The organism is Lentilactobacillus raoultii (assembly GCF_900411375.1).
Classification (GTDB): Bacteria; Bacillota; Bacilli; order Lactobacillales; family Lactobacillaceae; genus Lentilactobacillus; species Lentilactobacillus raoultii.
Window position 1 is genome coordinate 90,654 of the sequence record NZ_LS422991.1, and the last position, 25,606, is coordinate 116,259.

Annotated in this window: 25 protein-coding genes; 6 read left to right on the top strand and 19 right to left on the bottom strand. The window is 41.0% G+C overall.

Annotated elements, in window-relative coordinates; translation table 11 throughout:
* Window positions 1–4 precede the first annotated feature (4 nt).
* The 6 genes from aguA (ED605_RS09605) to ptcA form a co-directional block, all read right to left on the bottom strand.
* Entirely contained in the window at window positions 5–1,093 is a 1,089-nt protein-coding gene (aguA, locus tag ED605_RS09605) for an agmatine deiminase (RefSeq protein WP_121978684.1), read from the bottom strand.
* A gap of 155 nt (window positions 1,094–1,248) precedes the next feature.
* The gene (gene arcC / locus ED605_RS09610) at window positions 1,249–2,199 is read right to left on the bottom strand and encodes a carbamate kinase (protein ID WP_121978685.1); all 951 of its coding nucleotides are present in this window, start codon (window positions 2,197–2,199) and stop codon (window positions 1,249–1,251) included.
* Between the two features lie 12 nt (window positions 2,200–2,211).
* The gene (aguA, locus tag ED605_RS09615; protein ID WP_121978686.1) at window positions 2,212–3,309 is read right to left on the bottom strand and encodes an agmatine deiminase; all 1,098 of its coding nucleotides are present in this window, start codon (window positions 3,307–3,309) and stop codon (window positions 2,212–2,214) included.
* On the bottom strand, window positions 3,309–4,946 hold the full coding sequence (locus ED605_RS09620) for an amidohydrolase (protein WP_121978687.1): 1,638 nt from the start codon (window positions 4,944–4,946) through the stop codon (window positions 3,309–3,311). The genes aguA (ED605_RS09615) and ED605_RS09620 overlap by 1 nt, the downstream gene beginning before the upstream one ends.
* 20 nt (window positions 4,947–4,966) lie before the next feature.
* Complete coding sequence (locus tag ED605_RS09625) at window positions 4,967–6,343, bottom strand: MATE family efflux transporter (RefSeq protein WP_121978688.1); 1,377 nt, start codon at window positions 6,341–6,343, stop codon at window positions 4,967–4,969.
* 33 nt (window positions 6,344–6,376) lie between these two features.
* Window positions 6,377–7,411: a putrescine carbamoyltransferase gene (gene ptcA / locus ED605_RS09630; RefSeq protein ID WP_121978689.1), complete on the bottom strand. Its 1,035-nt coding sequence runs from the start codon at window positions 7,409–7,411 to the stop codon at window positions 6,377–6,379.
* A gap of 432 nt (window positions 7,412–7,843) precedes the next feature.
* Between ptcA and ED605_RS09635 the strand changes: the two genes are divergently transcribed.
* Window positions 7,844–8,131: a hypothetical protein gene (locus tag ED605_RS09635; protein WP_121978690.1), complete on the top strand. Its 288-nt coding sequence runs from the start codon at window positions 7,844–7,846 to the stop codon at window positions 8,129–8,131.
* Window positions 8,132–9,634: 1,503 nt separating this feature from the next.
* Here ED605_RS09635 and ED605_RS09650 read toward each other — a convergent pair.
* Both ED605_RS09650 and menB read right to left on the bottom strand, forming a co-directional pair.
* A complete protein-coding gene (locus ED605_RS09650; protein WP_121978693.1) occupies window positions 9,635–11,071 on the bottom strand; it encodes an o-succinylbenzoate--CoA ligase in 1,437 nt (478 codons plus the stop codon).
* A gap of 14 nt (window positions 11,072–11,085) precedes the next feature.
* Window positions 11,086–11,907 (bottom strand): 1,4-dihydroxy-2-naphthoyl-CoA synthase, encoded by an 822-nt coding sequence (gene menB, locus ED605_RS09655; protein WP_121978694.1) that lies wholly within the window; start codon window positions 11,905–11,907, stop codon window positions 11,086–11,088.
* 38 nt (window positions 11,908–11,945) lie between these two features.
* Between menB and ED605_RS09660 the strand changes: the two genes are divergently transcribed.
* From ED605_RS09660 to ED605_RS09670, 3 genes are all read left to right on the top strand, one after another.
* The gene (locus tag ED605_RS09660; protein WP_121978695.1) at window positions 11,946–12,326 is read left to right on the top strand and encodes a PaaI family thioesterase; all 381 of its coding nucleotides are present in this window, start codon (window positions 11,946–11,948) and stop codon (window positions 12,324–12,326) included.
* 192 nt (window positions 12,327–12,518) lie between these two features.
* The gene (locus ED605_RS09665) at window positions 12,519–13,550 is read left to right on the top strand and encodes a sensor histidine kinase (protein ID WP_121978696.1); all 1,032 of its coding nucleotides are present in this window, start codon (window positions 12,519–12,521) and stop codon (window positions 13,548–13,550) included.
* A 12-nt stretch (window positions 13,551–13,562) separates the two neighbouring features.
* On the top strand, window positions 13,563–14,216 hold the full coding sequence (locus tag ED605_RS09670) for a response regulator transcription factor (protein ID WP_121978697.1): 654 nt from the start codon (window positions 13,563–13,565) through the stop codon (window positions 14,214–14,216).
* 101 nt (window positions 14,217–14,317) lie between these two features.
* On the opposite strand, the gene ED605_RS09675 is transcribed toward ED605_RS09670, so the two are convergent.
* Both ED605_RS09675 and ED605_RS09680 read right to left on the bottom strand, forming a co-directional pair.
* On the bottom strand, window positions 14,318–15,202 hold the full coding sequence (locus tag ED605_RS09675; RefSeq protein ID WP_121978698.1) for a helix-turn-helix domain-containing protein: 885 nt from the start codon (window positions 15,200–15,202) through the stop codon (window positions 14,318–14,320).
* A 39-nt stretch (window positions 15,203–15,241) separates the two neighbouring features.
* Window positions 15,242–15,568: a metal-sulfur cluster assembly factor gene (locus tag ED605_RS09680; protein WP_121978699.1), complete on the bottom strand. Its 327-nt coding sequence runs from the start codon at window positions 15,566–15,568 to the stop codon at window positions 15,242–15,244.
* Between the two features lie 270 nt (window positions 15,569–15,838).
* Between ED605_RS09680 and ED605_RS09685 the strand changes: the two genes are divergently transcribed.
* The gene (locus ED605_RS09685; RefSeq protein WP_121978700.1) at window positions 15,839–16,342 is read left to right on the top strand and encodes an O-acetyl-ADP-ribose deacetylase; all 504 of its coding nucleotides are present in this window, start codon (window positions 15,839–15,841) and stop codon (window positions 16,340–16,342) included.
* 154 nt (window positions 16,343–16,496) lie between these two features.
* Here ED605_RS09685 and ED605_RS09690 read toward each other — a convergent pair whose 3' ends face one another.
* From ED605_RS09690 to ED605_RS09730, 9 genes are all read right to left on the bottom strand, one after another.
* Window positions 16,497–16,805, bottom strand: coding sequence for a glycine cleavage system H family protein (locus ED605_RS09690; RefSeq protein ID WP_121978701.1), 309 nt, complete (start codon window positions 16,803–16,805; stop codon window positions 16,497–16,499).
* Entirely contained in the window at window positions 16,789–18,189 is a 1,401-nt protein-coding gene (locus ED605_RS09695; RefSeq protein WP_121978702.1) for a lyase family protein, read from the bottom strand. The genes ED605_RS09690 and ED605_RS09695 overlap by 17 nt, the downstream gene beginning before the upstream one ends.
* 205 nt (window positions 18,190–18,394) lie before the next feature.
* Window positions 18,395–19,456 (bottom strand): lipoate--protein ligase, encoded by a 1,062-nt coding sequence (gene lplA / locus ED605_RS09700; protein ID WP_503100501.1) that lies wholly within the window; start codon window positions 19,454–19,456, stop codon window positions 18,395–18,397.
* A gap of 148 nt (window positions 19,457–19,604) precedes the next feature.
* On the bottom strand, window positions 19,605–20,297 hold the full coding sequence (locus ED605_RS09705) for an ABC transporter ATP-binding protein (RefSeq protein ID WP_121978704.1): 693 nt from the start codon (window positions 20,295–20,297) through the stop codon (window positions 19,605–19,607).
* Between the two features lie 4 nt (window positions 20,298–20,301).
* Window positions 20,302–21,366 (bottom strand): ABC transporter permease, encoded by a 1,065-nt coding sequence (locus ED605_RS09710; protein WP_121978705.1) that lies wholly within the window; start codon window positions 21,364–21,366, stop codon window positions 20,302–20,304.
* A 96-nt stretch (window positions 21,367–21,462) separates the two neighbouring features.
* Window positions 21,463–22,524 (bottom strand): ABC transporter permease, encoded by a 1,062-nt coding sequence (locus tag ED605_RS09715; RefSeq protein WP_121978706.1) that lies wholly within the window; start codon window positions 22,522–22,524, stop codon window positions 21,463–21,465.
* 3 nt (window positions 22,525–22,527) lie between these two features.
* Window positions 22,528–23,049: a TetR/AcrR family transcriptional regulator gene (locus tag ED605_RS09720; protein WP_121978707.1), complete on the bottom strand. Its 522-nt coding sequence runs from the start codon at window positions 23,047–23,049 to the stop codon at window positions 22,528–22,530.
* Between the two features lie 140 nt (window positions 23,050–23,189).
* Entirely contained in the window at window positions 23,190–23,513 is a 324-nt protein-coding gene (locus tag ED605_RS09725) for a MazG nucleotide pyrophosphohydrolase domain-containing protein (RefSeq protein ID WP_121978708.1), read from the bottom strand.
* 90 nt (window positions 23,514–23,603) lie between these two features.
* The gene (locus ED605_RS09730; RefSeq protein WP_121978709.1) at window positions 23,604–24,668 is read right to left on the bottom strand and encodes a hypothetical protein; all 1,065 of its coding nucleotides are present in this window, start codon (window positions 24,666–24,668) and stop codon (window positions 23,604–23,606) included.
* A 226-nt stretch (window positions 24,669–24,894) separates the two neighbouring features.
* On the opposite strand from ED605_RS09730, the gene ED605_RS09735 reads away from it, so the two are divergent.
* Window positions 24,895–25,596, top strand: a complete 702-nt coding sequence (locus ED605_RS09735; protein WP_121978710.1) for an ABC transporter ATP-binding protein — start codon at window positions 24,895–24,897, stop codon at window positions 25,594–25,596.
* Window positions 25,597–25,606 lie beyond the last annotated feature (10 nt).

Consider the following 25,606-nt stretch of genomic DNA (forward strand, 5'->3'; position numbering starts at 1 on the left):
TCTCCTAATCCGGGACACCTAAGATAATTGAATGAATATTCCCTCCTCCCAAGAGCAGTTCACGCGTATAAACGGGTTCAATTTTTCGTTTAGGGAACAACTGTTGATACTGATCAATGGCGGCCTGATCATGAGTATCATCAAAAATTGGCAAGATCACTGCATCATTTGCCAAATAACAATTAATATAGGAAGCCGTCAAGCGATCGCCGGCATATCGCGGCAATCGACCATTGACCGGATCAACACCCTGACTTTCCGTTTCGGTTGCCAATAACGGCCGTGGCAAACTAATTTTATGAATTTTGAGTTTTCGACCTTTGGCATCTGTGGCACCATTCAAAGTCCGAAACGCTTGGTGTGTAATGGCAAACATCGGGTCCGTTCGATCTTCTGTCCAATTAAGTGCGACTTCGCCAGGGCAAACAAAATTAACCAGATTATCAACATCACCATTGGTTTCATCCATGAAATATCCTTGAGCCAACCAAATGATCTTCGACACATTTAAATACTTTTTTAGGATGCTTTCGACGTCACTTTTTTGAACCTGGCCGTTTCGCCCCTCCGACAAGACTGATTCTTCAACTGCCAATAGCGTTCCCTCGCCATCCAATTGATAGCCACAGCCTTCAAGCACAAAGTTGACGTCATAATAATCTAATCGGTCCAGATCAGACAATTTTTGAGCAACTAAATTATCTTGATCCCACGGAAAATACAAGCCATCAAATAAGCCGCCCCAGGCATTAAACTGCCAATTAACCGTTCGCACCTGATGTTGCCGGTTCATCAAATAAGCCGGCCCAATATCTCGAATCCAAGCATCGTTATAACTCATTTCGATCACCCGAATGTTTTCCGGCAAGACGTGGCGGGCGTGTTGATACTGACTTTGTGAAACCAGCATGGTAACCGGCTCATACTCGCTGACCTTGGTCGCAATTTCAGCGAACACCCGCTGGGCAGGTTTAGCGCCATCCCGCCAGTTGTCGGTTCTTTGTGGCCACATCATATAAGATTGTTTGTGATGCTGCCACTCGGGTGCTAAATAATAGCCATCATCTTGTGGCGTTGAATTTTTAAGTTTCATTTTTTTGCCTCACCTATAAGCTTCTTTAATTCTATCACGACTACGCACTAAAGCCTTAAAAACTTCAAAAAATATAAAAAGGAGCTTAACCCATCACAAGGTTAACCTCCCAGTTTCTAAATCATTACGCTAACTTAATCAAGGGCTGAACGGTACTAGACACGAACGCGTTGTTTTTTAATCGTTGTGCCCTCTGTTCCCCGGATAATTTCTTGAACATCCTCCAAGGCACCAATCACAGCCGGATGACCGGTCTGGCGTACAAAGTCAACTGCTGCTTGAACTTTTGGTTCCATACTGCCTTTGGCAAATTCATCGGCATCGAGATGTTTTTGAATCTCATCGACGTCGACTTCCTTAAGTTCCTGCTGATTTGGTTTGCCATAATGATAGAAAACGCCACCAACCGACGTTAAGATTATCAATTGATCGGCATCAATCAACTGCGCAATTTTTGACGCACTGAAGTCTTTATCAATGACTGCCTCAGTCCCAATCAGTTGGTTGCCTTTTTTAACAACCGGAATACCACCGCCACCGGAAACAATTGGGATGATTCCTGCATCCACAATCTGCTTAATTGCATGATATTCATTGATTGCCAATGGTTTAGGTGATGGAACAACCCGTCGATACCCTCGGCCGGCATCTTCAACAATTTGCCAATCCGGATGTTGCGCTTTTAGCTCTGCAACTTCACCCGCTTTATAAAACGGCCCGATCGGCTTGGAAGGATTTTGAAAAGCCGGATCATTTTCGTCAACAAGCGTTTGGGTAACCACCGAAACGACATCCTTATTGATCCCGTTATCCAGCAACGCTTCCTTCATGGCATTTTGAAACCAGTAGCCAATGGCGCCTTGGGTCATTGCGCCACAGGTATCAAGCGGCATTGCCGGATTCTCGTTATTATCGGCAGCCAATTGTTGAAGCAATAGATTGCCAACCTGCGGCCCGTTGCCGTGGGTAATGATTAATTGATCCCCATTTTTAACAAAGTTTACCAACACTTTAGCTGTCTGCTTAACAGCCTTTATTTGTGCATTGGCGGAAGCATCCTTTGATAGGATCGCATTTCCGCCAAGTGCTACCACAATCTTAGCCAAATTCAATTCCTCCTATCTGCCAGCCGGGACTTGTTGCGTGATGCAATGGATATTGCCACCACCAAGTAAGATTTCACGCGCCGGCACCCCAACAATTTTACGGTCTGGGTACAATCGTTGTAACGTTGCCTTAGCTTTTTCATCGTTTGGATCACTAAACTCAGGGAAAACAATGCCACCATTTGCCGTATAGTAGTTAACGTAACTTGCAGCCAATCGGTCACCTTCCTGACGTGGTAATGTGCCGTCCACCGCATCAACGCCTTCACTTTCTTCTTTAGTGATTGTGACCGGTTTTGGTACATAGAGCTTCTCAACTTGAATTTGACGACCTTGGGCATCAGTGGCGTGACTTAAAATATCATAGTTTTCTTTTGAAATTTCATACTGAGGATCACTCTTGTCGTCCGTCCAAGCCAGCGCAACCACACCCGGTTTGACAAAGTTGGCAATGTTATCAACATGACCGTTGGTTTCGTCGTTATAAATCCCGCGTTTTAACCAGATGACCTTATCTAAGTTCAGGTACTCCTTTAAAACATTTTCGATTTGTTCCTTTGATAACTGGGAGTTTCGGCCTTTCGATAAGAGGCACTCTTCTGTGGTAATCAGTGTCCCTTGCCCATCTACGTGAATCGAACCACCTTCAAGGATAAAGTCATCCAACCGGTAACGATCGGCATGTTCGAGTTCAGTCACTTTTTGAGCAACCCGATCATCCTTATCCCATGGGAAGTAAAGTCCGTCTACCAGACCACCCCATGCGTTGAAAGTCCAATCAACGCCGCGAAGCTCACCGTCTTCATTGGTAACAAATGTCGGTCCGCAATCGCGAATCCAAGAATCATTGCTTGACATTTCAACCACTTCTACGTCGTCCGGTAACATGTGACGAGCGTTGGCAAATTGTTCATCTGAAACGCCAACCGTGACGTGTTCAAACTGCGAAATTGCTTTGGCAACATTGACAAAAGTGTGTTGAGCCGGTTTGGCACCGTTACGCCAATTATCGGGACGTTCAGGCCACAGGATGTAAACACCCTTGTGATGTTCAAACTCGCCCGGCATTCTAAAACCGTCTTTTTTAGGTGTCCTATCTAGTGTTTTCATTAGTTATGACTTCCTACCTTACTTGCAGTGTATACAATCTTTCCGTCAACCATCGTCATTAATGAATGGGTTTTTAGAATTTCGTCTGACGTAGTATTAAGAATATTAGTGTCAAGAACAGCAATGTCAGCTAATTTACCTTTCTCGATTGAACCTAATTCGTTTTGCCGACAAGAAGGACCATAAGCACCAAATGTGTATGCCCGTAACGCTTCAGTAACTGAAACGCTGTTTTGTGGTTGCCATGCAGTGCCACCTGTAACCGGTTTACGAGTCACTGCATTATAAATTGATTCATACGGGTTAATATCTACAACTGGGGTGTCCGTTCCAAAAGCAAGACGAACACCGCGAGCAAGATATTGGCGGAACGGCCACATCATTTTAATTCGTTCTGGTCCCAGATCATTTTCGATACCCTTAGTATCAATAAGTGCGTGTGCCGGTTGACAAGAGGCGATTACATTCAAATCTCTTAATCGCTCAATATCTGAATCCTTTAAATTCTCTAAATGTTCAATTGTGTATTGAACATCTGGTAGCTTCCCGTACTTCTTCTCGGCTTCTTGATAAATATCAAGGGCTTGAGTAACTGCTTCATCGCCAATTGCATGAATCCTTACAGAAAAATGATTCTCAGTGGCTTCAAAGACCATTTGACGCATATCATCTACCGTTGTTGTTAAATGACCCTTATCATCTAAGCTATCTGCATCACTATATGGTTCAGAAACATATGCAGTGTGGGTACTTGAAACGCCATCAAAAAACTGTTTTAATCCTGAGATTCTCAGTAGTGATCCAGTATATTTCTTTCTCATTTCCTTACCGCGCTTCAATCCTTTCTGTAGCGTAGGAAACATATTTACTCGAAGAGTCAAATCATTACTATCTAGAAGTTTTTGATAAGCGTCATCAAAAATTAAGTCTGAACCTGGTACTGCTGAAATTGATAAATCGGAAATAGCAGTGATACCATATGAATTAGCTACTTTAGCAAAGTTCTTAATCATTGCAGCTGCTGTGTTCAAATCGGGTTTATAAACAATTCCAGATGCCCATGAATTAGCTGCTTCTAATAGCAAACCAGTCAATTTGCCATTCTCATCACGATCGAAAAAACCACCTTTGGGATCTTTAGAGTCTTCAGTAATCCCCAATTTTTTTAATCCAGCTGAGTTTGTCCAGACAGTATGTCCATCTGATGAGTTAACCAACACAGGAGTATCTGGGAACGCCTTATCCAAACTCTTCTTACTTGGTAATGTTTGATTATCCCATAATAGATGATACCATCCCCAACCAATGAGCCACCCATTAATTAAGTTGTCACCTTCGGATAGTTTGATTAAGCGATCAACGCATTCTTGCTCTGACTTAGTATCATAAAGAACCGCAATTTTCCCTGAATTTAATACTGCTGCGTTAAGGAAATGAGTATGTGCATCATGAATTCCGGGAATAACTAGTTTGTCACCGTAATCTAAAATTTCAGTATGGCTTCCCTTAAAACTATCTAAAGATTGGAAACCAACATAAACAATTTTGTTATCCTTAATGGCAACTCCACCACTAATTGACTGTTGTGAATTTCCTGTCCAAATATTCTTGCTTAAAATGATTTTATCTGCATCCATAATATGTTTCCTCCTATTTGTTAATATGCTTCAATTTTGTTAATATGCTTCAATTCTTTTCGCCAAATAAATACTGCAATCACAAAAGCGAACACATCTGCAGCTGGTTGGCTTACCCAAGCTCCCTTAACACCTAAGGTTAATACCAAAACAATTAGGAGTGGCGTGCCAAGAATTAAGAATTTAGTAACTCCCAAAAAGACTGAAATTTTCACTTTGTTGATTGCTTGATAATATCCAGAAAGGATATTCGAAGTTGACCCTAATGCTGTCAAGCAAACCATTGTAACAGCTGCCGAAATAGTTACTTTTGTGAGCACTGCATTGCCACCTGCAAAGAAGGCAATGATCGGGTGTGAAAAAATTACGAATATGAGTGTAATTCCGGCAATCACAACCATATTAGTAATCATACCGACATTTAATAATCCGCGAACTCGTTTCTGTAGTTTTGCGCCAAAGTTGTAACTAACAATTGGTTGCATGCCAGTAGTAAAGGATACGGTCACCATATTTAAAATGTAAAAGATATATCCGTTAACAATTCCAAAAGCCGCAACATCAATGCTATTACCAAACTTTCCCAACATGACGTTCATAACCCACGTAAACACAAAGCTCGACATTGTGACCAAGAAAAACGGCATTGAGATGTTCACTGAATCTTTTAACATTTTCCAATCAAACTTGAAATCAAATCTAATCTTAAATTTTGTTTTTGCGAATAGAAAATAAAAGATACCAGTAAAGAAGAGACCAATCGACATCCCGTAATAAATCCCGACTGCAATGATTCCCCATTTTGCAATAAAGATCCCATAATACAATTCAGTAGCAGCTAATATAGCTGCAAAACTCATGACAATCGTACCAATCCCTGGTTGTTCATCAACTCGAAGCATGCTAACTATGACTTGACCGGAAATTGCAAATGGGTACCCAATCATAAATATTCGAATGAATGTCGTAGCCGCCGCATGGGTTGCCGATTGAGCCCCCAGCAAAGATGCAATAGATGAAGCGTTTAATCCAATTAAGAGTGCCAACAATACGGATAAAATGACGGTTGCCCAAAATCCATCTGAAAATGCTTTTTGTGCCTGCTTAATCTTACCTTCACCTTTTTTTAGGGCTGATACCGTGCTAACACCGATTCCGAGTGCACCACCCAAGGCATCGTTCAGTAACTCTAACGGCATAACCACACTTACTGTAGCTAATCCAAGGGCTCCTAGTCCGTTCCCAATGAAGAGTCCCTCTAAAATAACCATAACTGCCTGTGCACCCATTCCGAGTAACGTTAGAAAACCATATTTAAAGAATAAGTAACTAACCCCTTTTGTTCCAAGCTCATGACTATTCGAATCACTCATATCGACCGATTTTTCATTTTCCATTTCTTCACCTTCATTAATGACAACAAGTACAAACTAGTTTGTTGCATCATCAACCATTTTTAAAATCATATCTTTAAGTTTGGGGTCATTAAGTCCATCTAGCTGTTCTTTTGTATAATTCATTGTAGGGATCATCAAATAGACGAGCAGTGCCCGCATTGCAGTCAAACGATTCTCAGCTTCATCCCATGCGATCGAGTGAGGCGAATCAATTACACTATCGGTTACTTCCTCACCACGATTAGCTGGTAAACAATGCATAAACATCGTATGACTAGTGGCTTTACTCATCAAAGCGTCATTCACCTGATACTTAGGATAAAAAATCGCCATTCGTTCATCATATGATAATGGAGATTCATATAATCCATACCAGACATCCGTATATACGAAGTCAGCATCTTTCATTGCCAAATCTGGATCTTCTGTAATCTCAACACTTCCTCCTGACAATTCAGCATTCCTTTTACCAATCTCAAGAGTATTCGGCTTAATTTGATGACTTTTTGGCCCGAATTGAACAAAGTTCATGCCCATCTTAGTCGCGATAAACATCAGAGAAACACAAACCTGAGTTGCATCACCGACAAAAACCACTTTACAATCACTTAGTCTTTTTCCACTAGGTAAATGTTCTGCCATTGTGATAATATCTCCCATTTCCTGAGTTGGGTGATTATAATCACTCATTCCATTAAGCACAGGAACCGTTGCAGTTTCCGCTAATTTTTCAACAGTGCTGTGTTTAGCAACTCGCGCCATTAAAATGTCAACTAGACGTGAAAGAACAATCGCTGTATCACTAAGAGATTCACTTTCGGATGATCCTAAATGAATCTGGCCTGGCGCCAAATACTGAGCATGGCCCCCTAATTGAGTCATAGCTGTTTCAAATGAGACTCGGGTTCGGGTTGAAGATTCCTCAAATATCATCCCTAAAGTACGGTGTTGTAATAGTTGGGGGTAGTTTCCATTCTTAATATCGCGCTTAATTTGTAATCCTAAGTTAATTAAGTACTGAATTTCTTTTTTGGTATAAGAATTAGTATCAATAAAGTCTCGTTTCATTTTTACATCTCCATTTTCATTCATTTGTTAAAGACCTGCTCGAGCATTTCTTAACAATCTAAATATAAGTCATGAAAGCGCTTAAGTACATAGCTTGACACACTTTAGAAAGCAAATGTCAGATGATGTTTTTTGTTACGGAATTGTGCACATGTAACACTGCTCATGATTATCTACTGTGATTCGAACAGTACATAAAAGTTAAGAACTTATCAACTTTCTTAGGACAATCATTTACTAAGGCCCGCAATTTCAGAATGGTAGCCAAATAAACGTGGAATAACTTATTGTAATGTATCGCAATTTTCCAATAATTTTCCAACTGATTGAAGACATTTTTAATTAAGCACTGAGCAACTTGACTATCGTGGACTTGACCACCTGTGAATTAAACTCGAACGGGTTTTCCGAGCATCAACGACGGCATAAACTTTGTTGGTATTGCCTTCCAGCACTGCGGCTAATGGGGTAATTTCCTACTGTACGAATGGCTTTTTGAGCATCGGTGCCCTTTTGATAGACAAGAATCGTGATGGAATCAAGACTAACATTTTTCATGTCGGGATCATCGCTTTCACAAATGATTTTGAAGACCTGTTCGAAGAGACCACTATCTTGTCCATTCCCGGAACTGACTATAAATGGGTTTCGAAGAACCGACCTTCAGTTGCCACAAAATGGCATTTAAAGCTGCTTGGGCGACCAGCGACCAAATTATAGACGAAAAAGGACTTTTCGATTTGCTAGCACTTTCATCAAAGTTGGCATGTCAATTAACAGTTAATTAGGGCTTAGTCATGCATCGATTCTTCATTTCTTGTTTTTTAACAACATTAAACCAGCATCTTGGCTAAAAGCCTGTTTTAAAATCGATTACTGTTAAGCTTGCTGACTGGGTTGCTTTATCAATCAGGATGATATTTTCTTAGTGAAAAATGATATTAAGAGGAGCTGAAATATGTCAATAATTAAGCTAGGATCGCTTGCATTGATTGCTTCACTGATATACTGGTGGTCTTTGCTTTGGCATTCATTTAAATTAACCAAACATACACTGCTATTTTTGAATACAGTTGGGACAATCGCAATGACATTCTTCACGTGGCACGTAACTTATGGAATATTGCTTATTCCAATTTTAATCATTTACACTATGTCTACTTCTGCTATTCTCAAATTGCCTTTGAAAACAAAATAGGCCTAAACAATTTCCAGAAATTACAAAAAGTGAGCTTATCAAAAACGGCAAATAATTCCAATGACCGCTAAGACATTAAAATTATTTGCCGTTTTTCGTTAATATAAAGTCGAGACTACGTGTCAGTCGACAGCAAAAGGCCTTGATAAGTAGTCTTTATTAATAATAGACAATTCCTAAAATTACCAAAATAACTAATAGAACTAGTAACACAGCTAATAGAATTAATAATGAATAAACAATTTGGTGTCTTCTAAATTTATCCATTATAATAATCACTTTCCAGCTTTTTAAAATATGGTATTCAACTACAATTCCAGTCAAATCTCCTCAGATTGACAATTCAGTTATCCAACTGGATATAATTCTCTGATCTTCAACCTGGTAATATTTGTTAATTTTAACGTACATTAGCAGTGCTATCAATACCAATCCTGGCTTCATTGCTAATACAGTAGATGTTCTGCGATTCTCTTTTTAGGAAGGCGATTTCAGTAGCTGAAATTTTGATTTATTAATACTTTCACTGGTTGTTTATCTTTTTCCAGATTAACATTATAGAGATTGGAGCTGGTTATTTGCATACCGTAATCAGAGTTAAAATAGCCCTATGGTTGTCACGTTTAGTGTATATCGTGTGCTTCTTTTGGTTAGTTAATGATTTTTTTGTAATGGATGTTAATGCAGGACTACCTGGATTACTATTCTTTTTAGTGGGTTTTCCGTTAGTTTACCTGGAAAATCAATTAGCGAAACTAAATCCACAATACGGGGAATCGTTGATAAGTACAATTTGGCGATTTCTTTTATTCCCATGGTTTCTGGTGATGTAGCGCGCATGGGCATAACGATATAATACTGGCATACTGTTAATTCAACAAAATTAAACGATTTTCATACTAAAAAAGTTGTCCACTTCAAAATGGACAACTTTTTTAACAAATATCAGCCAAATGCGTTTCGACCTTAAACTGCAGCAATCAAAGCCTAATTTCAAGAAAGAAAAGCTGATTAATGATTTTGGGTTAACCCGTCGTCTTTTCTGCCAACCACTTTTTTAACTTAAAGCGCTGAATCTTTCCACCGGCATTCATCGGTAAATGATCGACTTGATAAAATTGTCTTGGGACTTTATAGTGTGCCAAATGACGACGTCCAAACGTCATCAGTGACTGGGTTGAAAGGGATTTTTCACTAACGACAAATGCGACTGGTGACTGTCCCCATTCAGCACTTTCTATCCCAACCACCGCAATTTCTTTAATACCAGGATATGACAGATAGACCGACTCAATTTCATCAGGGAAAATATTCTCACCACCGGAAATAATCATGTCATCTATTCGACCATCAATGTATAAAAAGCCATCAGCATCAAGGTAACCGATATCCCCGGTATGGTACCAGCCATCAGCTGTTTTTTTCTTATTTAAAGCTTTTGGCCGATTAAGATATCCAGGGGTCAGTGCCGGTGTTTTAAGTAAAATTTCATGACTGGGATCGGCTAATCGAAGTTGTGTTAAAAATAAGGGCTTGCCAACCGAACCGATTTTGGTGGCCGCATCTTCATCATTTAAAGCAACAATTTGCGAACAGGTTTCCGTCATCCCATACGATTGAACTACCGGAATATGATACGTTTGACATCTGGTTAAGGTCTGCCGATCAATTGGGCCGCCACCTAGAAGCATGCAACGAAATTTACTGTTATAGTTGCCACTATGCCGATCTCGCAGATTCAGTAGTTTTTTTAACATGTAAGGAACAACTGAAATCGTTGTCACTGGTTCAGTTCTCAAAATTTTGTCAATTGATTGCGCATCAAAATGAGGAACTAGTCGCACCGTCATTCCGTATACCAAGCCTCTCATTATAATCGAAAACCCACTAATGTGAAAAATGGGCACCGCGCACAGCCATTCATCATTCGGCATCACGCCTAAATTAAGTGAAGAAGCAATTGCCGAAGAAAAATGGTTATGAATTGTCTGTAAGACACCTTTAGGCTGACCAGTTGTTCCCGATGTATACATAATACTGGCCACTGCATTCGGGTCAAACTGAGTCACTAATTTTAGCGGTTTAGCCTTCATATGATAAATTTGGCTAAACTTAACAAACTTATCATCAAAACTATCCCGCCACAACGAATCATCTACTAGACATCGTGTCGGCCGGCTATCGTTAAGTTGTCGCCGAATCTCGTCATCGGCTAGTCGCCAATTAAGCCAGACAATCGTTTGACCACTGCCCAAAACCGCCAGTGCAAGCTGGTAACCCAGCAATGAATTTTTGGTCATAATGGCGATTCGATTGCCACTCAATGCCCCAAGCTGATTTAAATTGCCGGAAAGTTGCATCAACTTTGCAGCCAAATATTTAAACGTCAACTTTTGACGACCATTATCTACCGCAATCCGATTCGGGATAAGTGCGGCTTGCTTTGTAATCCAATTATCCAACTATTTCAACCTCTTTATGGAAATTTCGGAAACTTATCAAAATCAGGTTTGCGTTTTTCATTAAAGGCATCGCGGCCCTCTTTTCCTTCATCGGTCGTGTAAAAGAGCATCGTGGCGTCACCACCCAATTGCTGCAAACCAGCTAAGCCATCCGTATCCGCATTCATCGCTGCTTTGATAAACCGAAGAGCCGTTGGTGACTTGGTAAGAATTTCATTACACCAATCAAGCGTTTCGGATTCCACATCCGCTAACGGCACAACCTTATTAATCCAGTTCATTTGAAAGGCCTCTTCAGCACTATAAAAATGATTTAGGAACCAAACTTCTTTCGCCCGCTTATGGCCGATTACTCGTGCCAGGTATCCGGAACCATAGCCGGCATCAAAACTACCAACTTTAGGACCGGTTTGGCCGAATTTAGCATTATCAGCAGCAATCGTCAGATCGCAAACTAATTGTAAGATATTACCGCCACCAACTGACCATCCCTTAACCATTGCAATTACCGGCTTAGGAATAATCCGAATCAAATGTTGCAAATCCAACACGTTAAGCCGAGCAATATGATCAGGGCCGACATAACCGCCATTGCCACGAACACCTTGATCACCGCCCGAGGAAAACGCTTTATCACCTGCGCCGGTTAGAATGATAACGCCAATTGTGCTATCATCACGACAGATGCTAAACGCATCAATCATTTCTTGAACCGTGACAGGCGTAAACGCGTTCATTTTTTGGGGACGATTCATTGTAATTTTTGCAATCTTATCTGCGCGCTCAAAAATGATTTCCTTATACGTTTTAACTGGTTGCCAGTCAACTGATGTCATTGATTATCAATCCTTTCAAAATTGGAGTGTGACTTGCTATGCATGATTTACTGGAGACACTTGGAATTAAAACAGTCTCTGTTAGCGAAACTAAAGTTATTATATCACTTAACGTCACCGATTCTGTTAAACAGCCATACGGTCTCCTCCACGGTGGTGTTAACACGGTCATGGCCGAAACTGCTGCTTCAATCGGTGCCAATCAAAATGTTGAAGCCAATTCATACGCCGTCGGAGTTAACGTGACCACTCAACATCTCCGACCCGTTAAATCAGGGACCATTGTGGCAACTGCAGAACCGCTACATATTGGTCACCAATTACAAACCTGGCAGGTCATCATCACCCACAGTCATCACCTTACCAGCACAAGTACGGTCACTTTAACGACCCATCACCGCAAATCAGAAAATTCTTGATAAAATTCATCCAAGTTAATTAAATTGAGTAATCCCTTTAAACCAGCATCTTAGCATTGATTTCACATCAAAGGGATTACTTTTTGTAAATGAGATCTTTTATTATCCTCTAACCCTGTTATAATTTAGTGTTAAATAGCACTTTTTTACTATCAGCGCCGTGTCATTTCACTATGTTAGGAGGGGCTATAAATGCTAGAGACCCAGAGTTGGATCAAACGCTACTTTGATGAAGCAACTGACGCTGTGTTTATTTTTGAAAATCATGAATTAGTGATTTGTAATCAGCTTGCTAATGAGCTGCAACAGGAATTAAAAATCGATCCCCAGTATCTGCTTGAAGTTGCCGATACAGCCGTTCAACAGCAATTTTCACAAACTGACAACTGTTTTAGTTGCGTCATCAAAAACCACATGCATAATATCTCAATTCCAATCAATCTATCACATGACACTGTTCACCCGCTTAACTATTTTTTGGTCTATCATCTAATTGACCAGCCACAACACGTTTTTTCGCTCACTTTAAAAAGCCGAGGTGTCATCAAACGGATGGATCAGTTGGCCCAACAACGGCAATTAACCCAATACGTTAATCGAGCCCATGAAGAGGAACGAAAGCGAATCTCACAAGACCTTCATGACAGCATTGCCCAAGGCGTTTATTCTGCAATCATGGGTGTTCGGCGACTGAATGAGCAAGCTTTCACGACTAATGACCTAACCACTTTAACCAAAGAAATCGAGCATCAGTTAAATGATACCTTGGCTGAGGTTAAAGGCATGGCGCTGGATATTCGCCCTTCCGTTCTGGACAACTTTGGCCTACTGCCGGCCTTGCGGGTCCTCGCCAAAAGACTTTCGGAAAATTCGGGTGTCATGATTTCCGTCAATGGCAATACCACAACCGCAAACCTGGAAACCGATATTCAAAGCGTATTATATCGAATCGGTCAAGAAGCCATTAACAATGCCCTGAAGCATGCCCAGGCCGATGAGATTAACGTTCTTTTGGTTGCTCACGATCATTACATTATCCTGGAAATCATCGATGACGGCGTCGGCTTTGATGTTCCCAAACATCACCGATTTAACGGCCGTTCACTTGGTCTAATGAACATGAACGAGCGGGTTAAAGCGCTAAATGGGACCTTTGAAATTAAGTCCAAACCAGGAACTGGTACGACCGTTACCGCCAAGTTCCCGATCAAATTTTCAGAATAGGAGGTGAAATGAATGTTAAAAGTTTTAATTGCCGATGATCATGCAGTGGTTCGTCAAGGGTTAGCGTATCTAATTAACAGTCAGCCTGACTTCAAAGTTGTTTCGGAAGCTGGCAATGGTACCGACGCCTATGCTCGAGTTGAACAGGGAAATATTGATATTTTGGTAATGGATCTTAGTATGCCGCCGGGCGAGAGCGGCTTAGTGACGACTCAGCGGGTTCACGAGCGTTTTCCCAACGTTAAAATATTGATTCTTTCTATGCATGAGGAACAGGAATACATTAACCAGGCAATTCATAATGGGGCAATGTCCTATATTTTAAAAAGCTCACCTGACAGTGAATTAGTCAATGGCTTAAATGCGTTGGCGGCCAATCGACGCTACATAGATCAAAATATTACGCTAACAAAATCGGATATTAAACAAATTGAAGCCGACGGTCTGGATGCCCATCTTCAAGGCTATCGAAGCTTGTCAAAACGGGAACGCGAAGTTTTTCCATTAATGGCTTTAGGGTACACAAACAAGGAAATCGCCAACCGACTTTTTATTTCAACCAAAACTGTTGAGGCACATAAGGCTAGTATCATGCACAAGCTTTCGTTAAACTCCCGTCCCGACTTGGTTCGATACGCCGTTCATCATCATCTAATTGAATTCTGATTAAAAATAAAGCAGGAACCCATTTTTAAGTTCCTGCTTTATTTGGCTTACTTTATCCAAAGGGCCCAATTCCAAAATCATTTCCAATAATGTTGTTCTTGCTAAACGTTGCTGACATACCCGTTATTTTTCAGGGCTGCTACCCGTAATTCAATGACCTGATTATGGTTCAAACGTGCAAATGCAAGCGCCTCATCCAACAATTGATGAATATCAGTTTTATCGGCATCCTCATGAACTGCGTTTTCGGCTGCCAAGAATTTTAATCGCGGCAGATAATAAGTGACGTGATATTGCGAACATAGATCAACACCCGCTTGAATCAACTGATCACTTAATTCAAAATTCTTCTTGGTTGCATAATAATTTGCCGTATAAAAAATTAACGTCAAAATCCGTAGGTAGTTATTACTGTCCTCTTCATTCTCCTGATCCGCTAACGCAGCATTAATAAACTCATGGGCTTTTTTAAAAAAGAAATCGGCCCGAGCTGGTTGATTAATTCTTGTATATGTAATTCCTGAACCAACATAGGCCAGCTGTGTAAAGATTGTCTGATGTTTTTCATCCAGTTCATCCAGAATTTGGGAAAAATCAAATAGGACCTCATCCGGTTTTTTATTTGTCACAGCATTTAACATCCCTCGTAAATAGAAAAACTGCATGCGCAACGGAATCGCAGGAATCTGGGCTTCATCAATTGTTTTAAGAGCAGATTGGACCTTCAAGTAATTCTCCATCATCAAATCTCTTTCAATTGTGTTCAATTGCTTTCGGATAATGACAATTGAAGGTGCCGGATCCTGGTTCAATTCATCAACCGTCATTCCCATTCGATCACATAGTCGGTGTAAAATCGAAAGTGATGGAATACGCCCATTTCGTTCAAACTTACTCAGTGTTGCCTGGGTACAAATCCCCTTGCAAAGAGTCATCTGAGATAGTTTAAGCGCCTTTCTTCGAGCCACAAATTTTTCAATATTCATTGGTATTTTCATTGGTTATCAATCCATTCTTTGACGTCTCTATTCATGTATCCCTAAGGCTACTTTTGCAACCCGACTCATCCGGTTAATATTCCAAATTGGGTCCCAGACCAGGTGAATTTTACAAGTTGAAATGCCTTTAACTGCTGTTACAGCAGCTTTAATTTGATCAGCTAGTAAATTTCCTAAAGGACAGCCCATCGTTGTCAACGTCATCGTGACAATGCAATGCGTATCAACCACTTTAATTTCATAAATTAATCCTAAATTAACCAGATCAACACCAAGTTCGGGATCAATCACATTCTTTAAGGCCGCTTTTGCCGCTCGTTCAATTTTCGAAAGGCGATCAACTGATTTAGCCAAAGAAATCCCTCCTTATCAGGTTGGTCCGTTGTTCAACAATGATGCAATTCCCGTAATCAATTAAAAATAAATGTGATTACTTACTTAAAAGCTACTGATTAAAGCATTTTGATTCTTCGCGTATTCTAATTATAACAAAAATATTCCAAAATAAAATAAAAACTTCCAAGTGGGTTTGAAAAGTTCTCTGAGATTGATCGCTGAATGCCAATTTTATTTTTCACTTCGTTTAGAAATGCTAAAATTAAAGAGATAAGGAGGCTGATTTTGATGGCAAAATTGAACATTATCAAAGGTGATATTACAAAGATGCCCGTTGACGCCATTGTCAACGCAGCTAATACCGCACTCTCCGGTGGCGGCGGTGTCGACGGCGCCATCCATCGAGCAGCCGGACCGCAGTTGGATGAAGCCTGTCGAAAGCTTAATGGTTGTCCAACGGGCGAGGCTAAGACAACACCAGGGTTTAATCTGCCTGCCAAATATGTCATTCATACTCCCGGTCCGGTTTGGCATGGAGGTTCCCAAAACGAGAGTCAACTTTTAAGGAATTCTTATGTTAATAGTCTAAAACAAGCTGTTCTTAATCATTGCACCACCGTCGCCTTTCCGTCCATCAGTACCGGCATTTACAGCTTTCCGCTTGAAAAAGCAGCTAAAATTGCCATTACTGCCATTCAAGAATTTGATGCACCACTTGATGTGACGATGGTTTGCTTTGATTCGGTAACCTATGATGCATTCCTTAACGTGAGCCAAAATCATTCGTTCTAAATTTAAGCCCTTAAATGTTACAAAAAAGGTTAGAATATATGCCAGCTGGCAAGCCTTTTTGTAACAAAAGACCGGAAGAACCATTTTCTCCGGTCTTTTTTGATTCAAATAGACTTATCCTCGTCTCTATAGGACAAGTCCATCTGAATATCCTTTAGAATAACTCGATTACCCAATTTTTGTCTTCATCCGAACTTTCCAAATACTCCGGATGGTCTTTTAAGGCAACGTTCACTTTTGCAACCTTTCCGGCAACCGGTGTGTGAACTTCGGAAACCGCTTTGGCGCCTTCAATTGAAAGAATCACATCTCCAAGCTTGACTTCAGCCAAATTATCCGGAAAACTGGCAAAGGAAATCTCGCCAATCTCCTGACGAGCAATATCGTTAAAGCCAATCCGAACGTGACCGTTGTCCAATCGTCTTTGCCATAAATATTTTGCATCATCAGCTGCTTGTGCCATGATTCATTACTCCTTCTTTCATTAGTGGATGTCTTTGCCGATACAATTTTAAGATCTTCTGGGTCTTTTCAACCGCATGGGGGACCCCGGCTTCAGGTGACATGATTTGATCAAGTTCTTGGCGGTTTAAGTATTTAGCGATCGTCTTATCCGAATAAAACAAGTCTTTTAATAATTGATTTTCCGAATCCGCTTTTACTCTCAACCGCACTAGAAGTTCATGAGCATCTTGACGGCCTAATCCTTTCTTGGCCAAGGCCATCATCAATGCACCGGAATACATTGTCCCGTCTCCAAGAATAAAGTTTTCAGCCATCCGCTTGGTATTAAACTTTCCAGTTTTCAAGATGGTTGTCGCGTAATTGAGCTGGCCGGACAAATACATTGTCATTTCTGGTAACGCCACATAGATGTCCCGCCAAACCGCCGTATCTTTTTCGCCACTAACCTGCATCGTATCATATAACAGTGGCATCTCATTTCGAATGATAGTTGACAGATTCACGATTGCTTCACACATGTAAGGTTCGCGAACCGTTGGAATAACGGTTGATCCTTGGCGGCCCGGTGCATAGTTTTCCTGAAACTCTCCAACCTGCGTTTGGCTCATCGTCAATAAATTTTTCCCTAGTTTACCAATCATCTGGGCAATCATTGTTAAAACATGGCAATATTCGGTAAATCGCTCACGCTGCGTGTGCCAATACATTTCCGGCACTTGCAGATCCAGCTCATCACAAAAATCGGTTTCAACTTGGTCATAGCCATCACCAATCATGGTTGAAAGCCCATCAACTCCGGTTAAAGAACCGGCAAACGTGAAGTCTGAAAGGCTATCCAGTCGGCGCATTAAGTAATCCAGCTCATTTAAAATAATGCCCAGTTTGAATCCTAACGTTGATGGCGAACTATAAGTCCGATGCGCAATTGCCACGCTAATGGTTTTTTGATAGTTGTCTGTCAGTTCATAAAGAACGGACCCAAATTTTACCAGTTGATCCATGATAATTTTATCAGCCTGTTTTAGCTGTAACACATAGCAGGTGTCTTCCACATCTTCACTGGCAGCTCCATAATGTAAATACTGACCGCTCCCATCATGAAACAATTGTTGGGAATAGCTGACGAAACCAGCCAGAAAGTGTCCCGCCCGAGCAGCGGCCAACCTCAGCTTAGTCATGTCGTAGTTCTGAGGAATGACCCTTTCTTTAATTTCTTCATAAGCCGATAATGGGATCTTTTTATTTTTAGCCATAGCATATGCCACCGCTGTTTCAACCTGGCAAACCGTTTTTAACCGATTCTCATCCGACCAAACAGCCCGCATTCGAGCTGTCGAATAACCGTTTTGATTAAAAATTGATCCAAGGACTTCACCACTCATTTAAACATTTCCCCTTCACTATTTAGAGTAATTCCAGCAAGCTGTTCATTTAGCCTAAGCGACTGACTAGTGAAAGCTCAACCATTCTACTAAATCATCCTCTGAGTCTACCCATTTGTAATCACTACTTAGCACATGATCCAGTTATCTTTATGTTAACTCTTAGACGAAGAGTTGTCAGAAATCAGCACTAAACACGATAAATTCAATTAATTGTCGACTTGTCTGCAAAGCGTTTATCAACCATCATTTTAGCCAAGGCTTCAGGTGAAATGGGCCCGATGTTACGTTCAGGGTTCCCTTGCTTAAATGCCTCCGTTAGATTGGCTAAATGATAAGGCGCGCCAACTAGTTGACGCTCAATTTCACCCAAATCGCCATTCATTTTGTTAAAATCACCAAATATTTTGGCGTGTGTAATCACCCCATCAGTTACCGAAAAACTAATTTCAACGGTACCAACTCCGGCAAAATGTTCAGAGTGATAGTTTTGATCCGTCACTGGCGTCCCCATTACCCAACTGGGATTACCAAATTTCTTTTGGGCAGCCTTTTCAACGGTTTGCCAATCCGTCTGATCCATTCGATAAGTTGGCACCTGATCGAGATTAGCCACTTGAAATAGATTTAGCAGGAACTGAGTTTGTAACTCCATCAGCGTGATCTGCCGATATTTTGGGCTAAAGTATGGTCTTAGGTTTGTTATCTGACTATGAACCGACTTAACACCTTTGGAAGACATTTTAGATTTCGGTGGCCGTAAAGCTTTAGCAGCTCTCTGCAAATCAACGTCCACCATTAGTGTGCCCCCAGTTGAAAACCGATGGCCAATTTTCAAAGCCGACATCCCGGAAAATTTTTTGTTAGCTACGGTGAGATCATTTCTGCCAGTCATTGCGGCTTCAACTCCCAACTTCGCTAAGGTTTGAATCGCATTTTTGGCATAATACTTAAAATCCAAATAATGATGGTGCCGATCATCATCGACAAAACAATAGGTTAAGTTACCGGGGTCAACATAGACGGCACCGCCACCGGCGCCACGTCTGGCAATCTTAATCCCCTGCTTCTTGCAATAAGCCAGGTCGACTTCCGAGTAGATATTCTGATTAACCCCACAAATAATGATTGGGGTTTTAGGACGATAAAAGAAAATAACCTCTTCATTTGCAAATTTTGGATTAGTTATGAAATATGTTGACAGATACTGACCAACAGCCGGTTGCTTTAAATATTGATCACCACTGGATGTATCAACATACAACATGCTTACCATTTCCCTTCAATTGTCGCTAGCGAAAACGTTTTTTCTTACAGTATAACAAAAAAGCGTTTTACCGGTAACTCATTCCGACAAAACACTCATCTAATCATAAAGGTTAAAACAACCCGCTTCATTAACAATATTAGTTAGCCTACTGCGCTGATTTACTTGGCTGCTTCAACTGCAGCTTGCCATCCATAATCTCATAAACTTTATCGGCAAATTCCATTAATCGCACATCATGAGTGACCACAACAACAGCTTTTTGGCGTGTATCAGCCAGTTCCTTAAACAATTTGCCGACTTCTACCACCCGAGCTGAATCAAGGGCTGCAGTTGGTTCATCCGCCAAAACAATTTCAGGATTCGCGTACAAAGCTCTCGCGATAGCAACTCGTTGTGTCTGACCGCCTGAAAGTTCACCCGGAAACTTATTAACCAGGTCTTCAATCCCTAATTGTGCCAGAAGATCTTTAAGTTCAGTATCATTAAGATTTCCCTTGGGTTTAACTTTCCTAACAAATGCCAGTTGTTCCTTTACTTTGAGATAGGGCACCAACGAATACGATTGCAGGACAAAGCCGACGTGGTTGAGCCTTAACTTGTCACGTTGCTTTTTGCTCAATTGATCAACGGATTGATTTTCAACAATTACCTCACCGGAAGAAGGGGTTTGTAACCCACCTGCAATGGTGAGAAACGTACTCTTACCGGATCCTGATGGACCGATTACTAAAATCAACTGTCCCCGCTCAGCAGAAAAGTTAACATTTTTTAAAACGTGAACTCGACTAATACCGGTGCCAAAATATTTATTAATGTTTTTTAATTCAATTACTGACATTTATTTAACCTCCAATTACTTGTACAGGGTCCACTGTGGCAATCTTCCGGGCTGGAATTGCGGCACCAATTACACCCATTAGCAGCAAGCCAATGCCCATCATCGAAAGTCCGGGAACGTTGAAGGCCATCGGCACTCCAAACGGAATCAGGTTTGCGGTCACCATTGTTAAGATCGCACCAATTACAATTCCAGCTGCCATTAAAATTAAAGACTGACTAATAATCGTTCTCACAAGCGTTGCTGCCGGAATTCCCTGAGCCCTCAAAACGGCATAGGTCGGCAACGCTTGAATTGTCAAAATGTATAGAAAAACGGCAATAATCACCAAAGAAATGATCATCAAAAAGCCAATCATAAAATCAAAAGTTGTATTTTGAGCGGTATAACCCGGCAGCTTAGAAATAAAATCATCATTGGAATAGGTTTTCAAATTCTTACTATGCGTTTTAAAGTTTGCAGTTTTCGAAACAATTGCACTACCTGCCAGTTGATTTCCCGGCACACTTCGCAAATTCTGCCAGACACTAAGAGCACCATAAGCAACCGGAGCAACACTAAGCTTGGCATTTTTAACGAACCCCACAATTCGATATTTTGTGGCAGCTGAATTAAATGTCACCCGATCACCCAACCGGTAACCATCCTGTTTAAACTGTTGGTCAACAACAATTTCATGACTATTTTTTGCTTTTCGCCCATTAATCAAATCAAGATTTTTAGCAATATATTGACTTTTATTTAAACCAATGAACGAAGCCGATTCCTTTTTACGTTGATGATGCTTCACCACCATTGATGCTTGACCAATTACGGCTTGATTTTTTGTTAATTTTGCCCGTTTAACCTCTTTGTTTGTTAACGTTGATTGTGACAAATTAACGTCGGCATCCCGATTTAAAACAATACTTTTAGCGTGCCATGATTTAACTGCCTGCGTATTTTCACCAGCTAAGCCGGTCGCTAACCCTGATAGAATAAAAATCAGGTAGGTGATCAATACAATCATCGCAACAATTAAAGCGTATCGTAATTTCTCATGACGAATTTCTTTTAAAGCCAAGTACATTGAGGGATCCCCCTTTCTCACTTTGCAATTAAATCCAAAATATACCGTAACTCCCTGTTAAACTCAATTAAGAAAACTGATGTCAAAGCGGTCACATTATCCAATTACCTGAACTGGATCAACTGTTGCAATCTTTCGAGCTGGGATAGCGGCACCAATAAGCCCCATTAAAAGCAAACCAACTGCCATTATCGATAAGAATGGGACGTTGAACGCCATTGGAACGCCGAATGGAATCAGGTTCGCAGTAATTAGTGTAAAGACCGCTCCCATCGCAATCCCAGCTGCCATTAAAATTAAGGATTGACTGATAATGTTTTTAACCAGAACAGCCGATGGAATCCCTTGAGCTCGAAGAACTGCATACGTTGGTAGTGCTTGAATCGTCAGAATATATAGAAAAACGGCAATAATAACTAGTGAGATAACCATTAAAAATCCAATCATAAAGCCAAAAGTCGTGTTCTCAGCTGAATATCCCGGCAGCTTCGAAATAACATAACTATTGGAGTAAGTTTTTAGGGCTTTATCAGACACCTTAAAGTTTGCGGTTTTCGAGATAATTGCACTCCCAGCTAATTGACCGCCCGGTATATTTCTTAAGGCCCGCCAATTTTTTAAAGATCCATAAACAGCTGGTGCCACGTTCAATTTTGAGTCCTTCACAAAACCAACAATTTTATACTTGGTGGATGAGGAATTGAACTTAACTTGATCGCCCAATTTGTAGCCATCCAATTTGAATTGTTGATCAACCACAACCTCATGATTGTGACGAACTTTTCGACCGCTATATGGCGTTAAATTTTTAGCAATATATTGATTTTTGTTCAGTCCAACAAATTGAGCTGATTCCTTTTTTCGATCACTGTGTTTAACAACAACTGGTGCCAGACCAATTAGTGACTGTTTTTTTGTTAAATTAGCTTTTTTTAGTTGGTCCTTAGTGATATTTGATTGTGATAAATTAACATTGGCATCCCGATTTAGCACGATGCTTTTAGCATCCCACGAGTCAATTGCCTCCGTATTTTCACCAGCCAAGCCCGTCGCCAAGCTCGATAAGATAAAAATCAAATAAGTAATTAACACGATCATTGCAACGATTAACGCGTAACGCAGCTTTTCATGTCGAATTTCCTTCAACGCTAAATACATGAATCAATCCCCCTTTTGTGTCAATAGCTGTAACACCCCATGTAATCGTTTCAATGATAAGTCCTTTTGATCAGGATTTAACAAAATTTGCTTGATTACCTGATGACTCAATACCATTGCTGCCCATTGTCGCCCTTGCAGACGACTATCGTCAAAATTGTCATCAATCAAAGATTCGTTCCTTCTGAGATGCATTTTGATCAAGTTTAGATAATCGCTTTTGGCAACTCCATCAACGAACGAAGTCACCTGGCTCAAGAAAAATTCCGGATCAAACTGGTCACTGGCAACTTCCTGATTAACCTGAACGTGAATATCCTTCATCGCCACCCCGTAAATATAGCGGTAGGCATCTTTTAAATCATCAAAGTATTTATAAAACGCCCCTCGCGCGATGCCGGCCTGTTTAACAATCGGCGCCACCTCGGCTTCAGCCAATGGCCGACTTGAAAATTCATCAATTAGCGCCTTTCTGATCCGAGCCTGCTTCTCATCATTTAAATTAAGAAAAGTTGTTGATACCATCAGATTTCCTCCTCGTATGACACTGTGTCATTCAATTGTTAAATTGAGTATAGCAGTTAGGTGACACGGTGTCAACTTCAAAGCTTAACCAATTCAAAAAAGCAGTGTCCTGCCGAATTGCATCGACTGAACGCTGCTTACTAATCATTCTGAGAAAATCGCCGTTTAAGTTTCTCTTCACTGGCAACCATTAACTGTTCCGGATCAACGCCAAACTTACCGCATAAGATGAGCACCTGATCCATTGTATCAGCCAATTCTTCCACCAGATTTGCCCGTAACTCGGGTGGCGTTTTCACTTTTTCGCCTGGATGATCCCGACCAATTTCGATTGCCCGAATTGCTCGGGATAATTCCCCCACCTCTTCTGTTAAAAAATTCACTCGAATAGCAGGTGGATATTGATACCAATTTCGCTGCCGATAAAAATCAATTAGCCAACTGGTATGTTCTGAAAGTTTCAATATTTTACAGCTCCTTTTCAAATCAACCGTTAAATCTTATTTTCTTGATGTTACGGGCACACTTTTAACTGCTAAAACAACTGATAGTCGTTAATATCGACTTGTCGATCTCATTAATTCCGGATTGCGATTAGTCAGAAGCATCGCATGCCCGGTGTGATCAAAGGTGAGGCCTTCAAATTCCCGTCCTGAATGAAACCGGGTATATTTGATATCACTCGGCTTTAAATGCCCATTTCCATATGTCTTACGAGCTGGCAAAGTCTGAACCGAGTCATCGGAAACCAGGTACAGCCGACCATTGTGAGCATTATAACCAATAGCCTGTTCATGGGTGCCAGTCCGTTTCCTCAACAATTGCTTGGTGAGTGACACCTTAACTGAATGCTCGCCAAAAATTCCCCGATAAAGCTTAACCTTATTGTTGGAAGTCTCCCACCAGTAAGCATGGCCCGAATGATCAAATGTCAGATTATGCCCAGCTGGCACGTTTGCCCCATGATGATTCATGGAAAATTGAATGATCTTTTCCGGTTTCAACTTTGAGGGACTGATTTTTTGAATGGTGGCTCGAGTGGTTGGCTTCATGTCTGCTCTATCCCGCCACATCCATAAAGAATGGTGCTTTTGGTCATAAGCCAAAGATTGCCCGTGACCAACAGTAAATTGCGGCCCAACTCGCATCCCAGCGGCTGGCCGTGTGCCAAGGGCGGCCTGTACTGAGCCAAGAGACATTTGATTTAATTTATTGAGATCATAACGAACGATAAAGCCCTTTCCAATTGTGTTGTGTGGTGCATAAAGCGCGAACAAATAGTTTCCTGTAACCACTGCAGCTTGTGGATTTGTCATATCATAGATTGATTTACCCAGCGCTGTATGTGTGACTGGTAATAGGTACTTCGTTCGAAATGCCCACTTTACTCCGCTGACACTTTTTAGCGTATCGACGTCATTTGGATTTTTTGACCAAGCATAATTTAAAGGTGCTTTAACAAAGTGGACATTCCGATTATTGAGCGTTCGCAAACTACTGCTTGGATACTGCATCAATGCGTTGCTGTGCTGAACACGAAGAGTCGCATTTGCAACTATCACCCCTGAAATAGCCAAGCCCATTCCGATAATCCCCAAAAGCAAACTTTTAAATTTCAAAACCTTACCCCACTTCATCCTAAATTTTGATCGCAATCATGACTAATTTAATTTTATCTCTAATTCAGCCTAATTTAACAAAAGAAAAAATGCCAGCTCAAATAATCAAGAAGTGATGATTTTTAAGTGAAAATTCTGATTTAAGCTAAACTAACGATTGCCAATTCTATCAAAACTACTCATACTAAGGATAATAGCGTAAGCGGATTCAATTGGAGGGATTTATTTGGCTTACATTGAACTAAAACACGAATTTAAAAAATACCAAATGGGTGATACCGAAATCGTCGCTAACAACGACATTAGCTTTCAGATTAACGAAGGGTCGTTAACCGTGATCTTAGGACCAAGTGGCGCTGGGAAATCCACCGTTTTGAATATTCTCGGTGGCATGGACAGCCCCACCAGCGGTGAAATTCTGGTTGACGGCACCGACATTGCTCAGTTTAATAACAAGCAATTGACCAAATATCGACGGGATGATGTCGGTTTCGTTTTTCAGTTCTATAATTTGATCCCTAATTTGTCGACACTGGAAAACATCGAACTGGCTACTTCAATTGTCAAAAACGGCTTGGATCCTGCCCAAGTCCTTCGAGAGGTCGGCCTCAGCAATCGCCTGGATAATTTCCCTTCTCAGTTGTCAGGCGGTGAGCAGCAACGGGTCGCCATCGCCCGGGCATTGGCTAAAAATCCTAAACTGTTACTATGTGATGAGCCAACGGGGGCCCTGGATTACACCACTGGCAAACAAATTTTATCGCTACTCAGCGACGCCAGCAAAACTTTTCATAAAACTGTCATCATCATTACCCACAACTCAGAGATTGCTAAAATGGCCGATCGGGTTATCCACATCAACGATGCAAAAGTCCGTTCCGTAACTGATAATCCATCACCAATCCCAATTGCCGACATTGAATGGTAGGGAGGTGAAA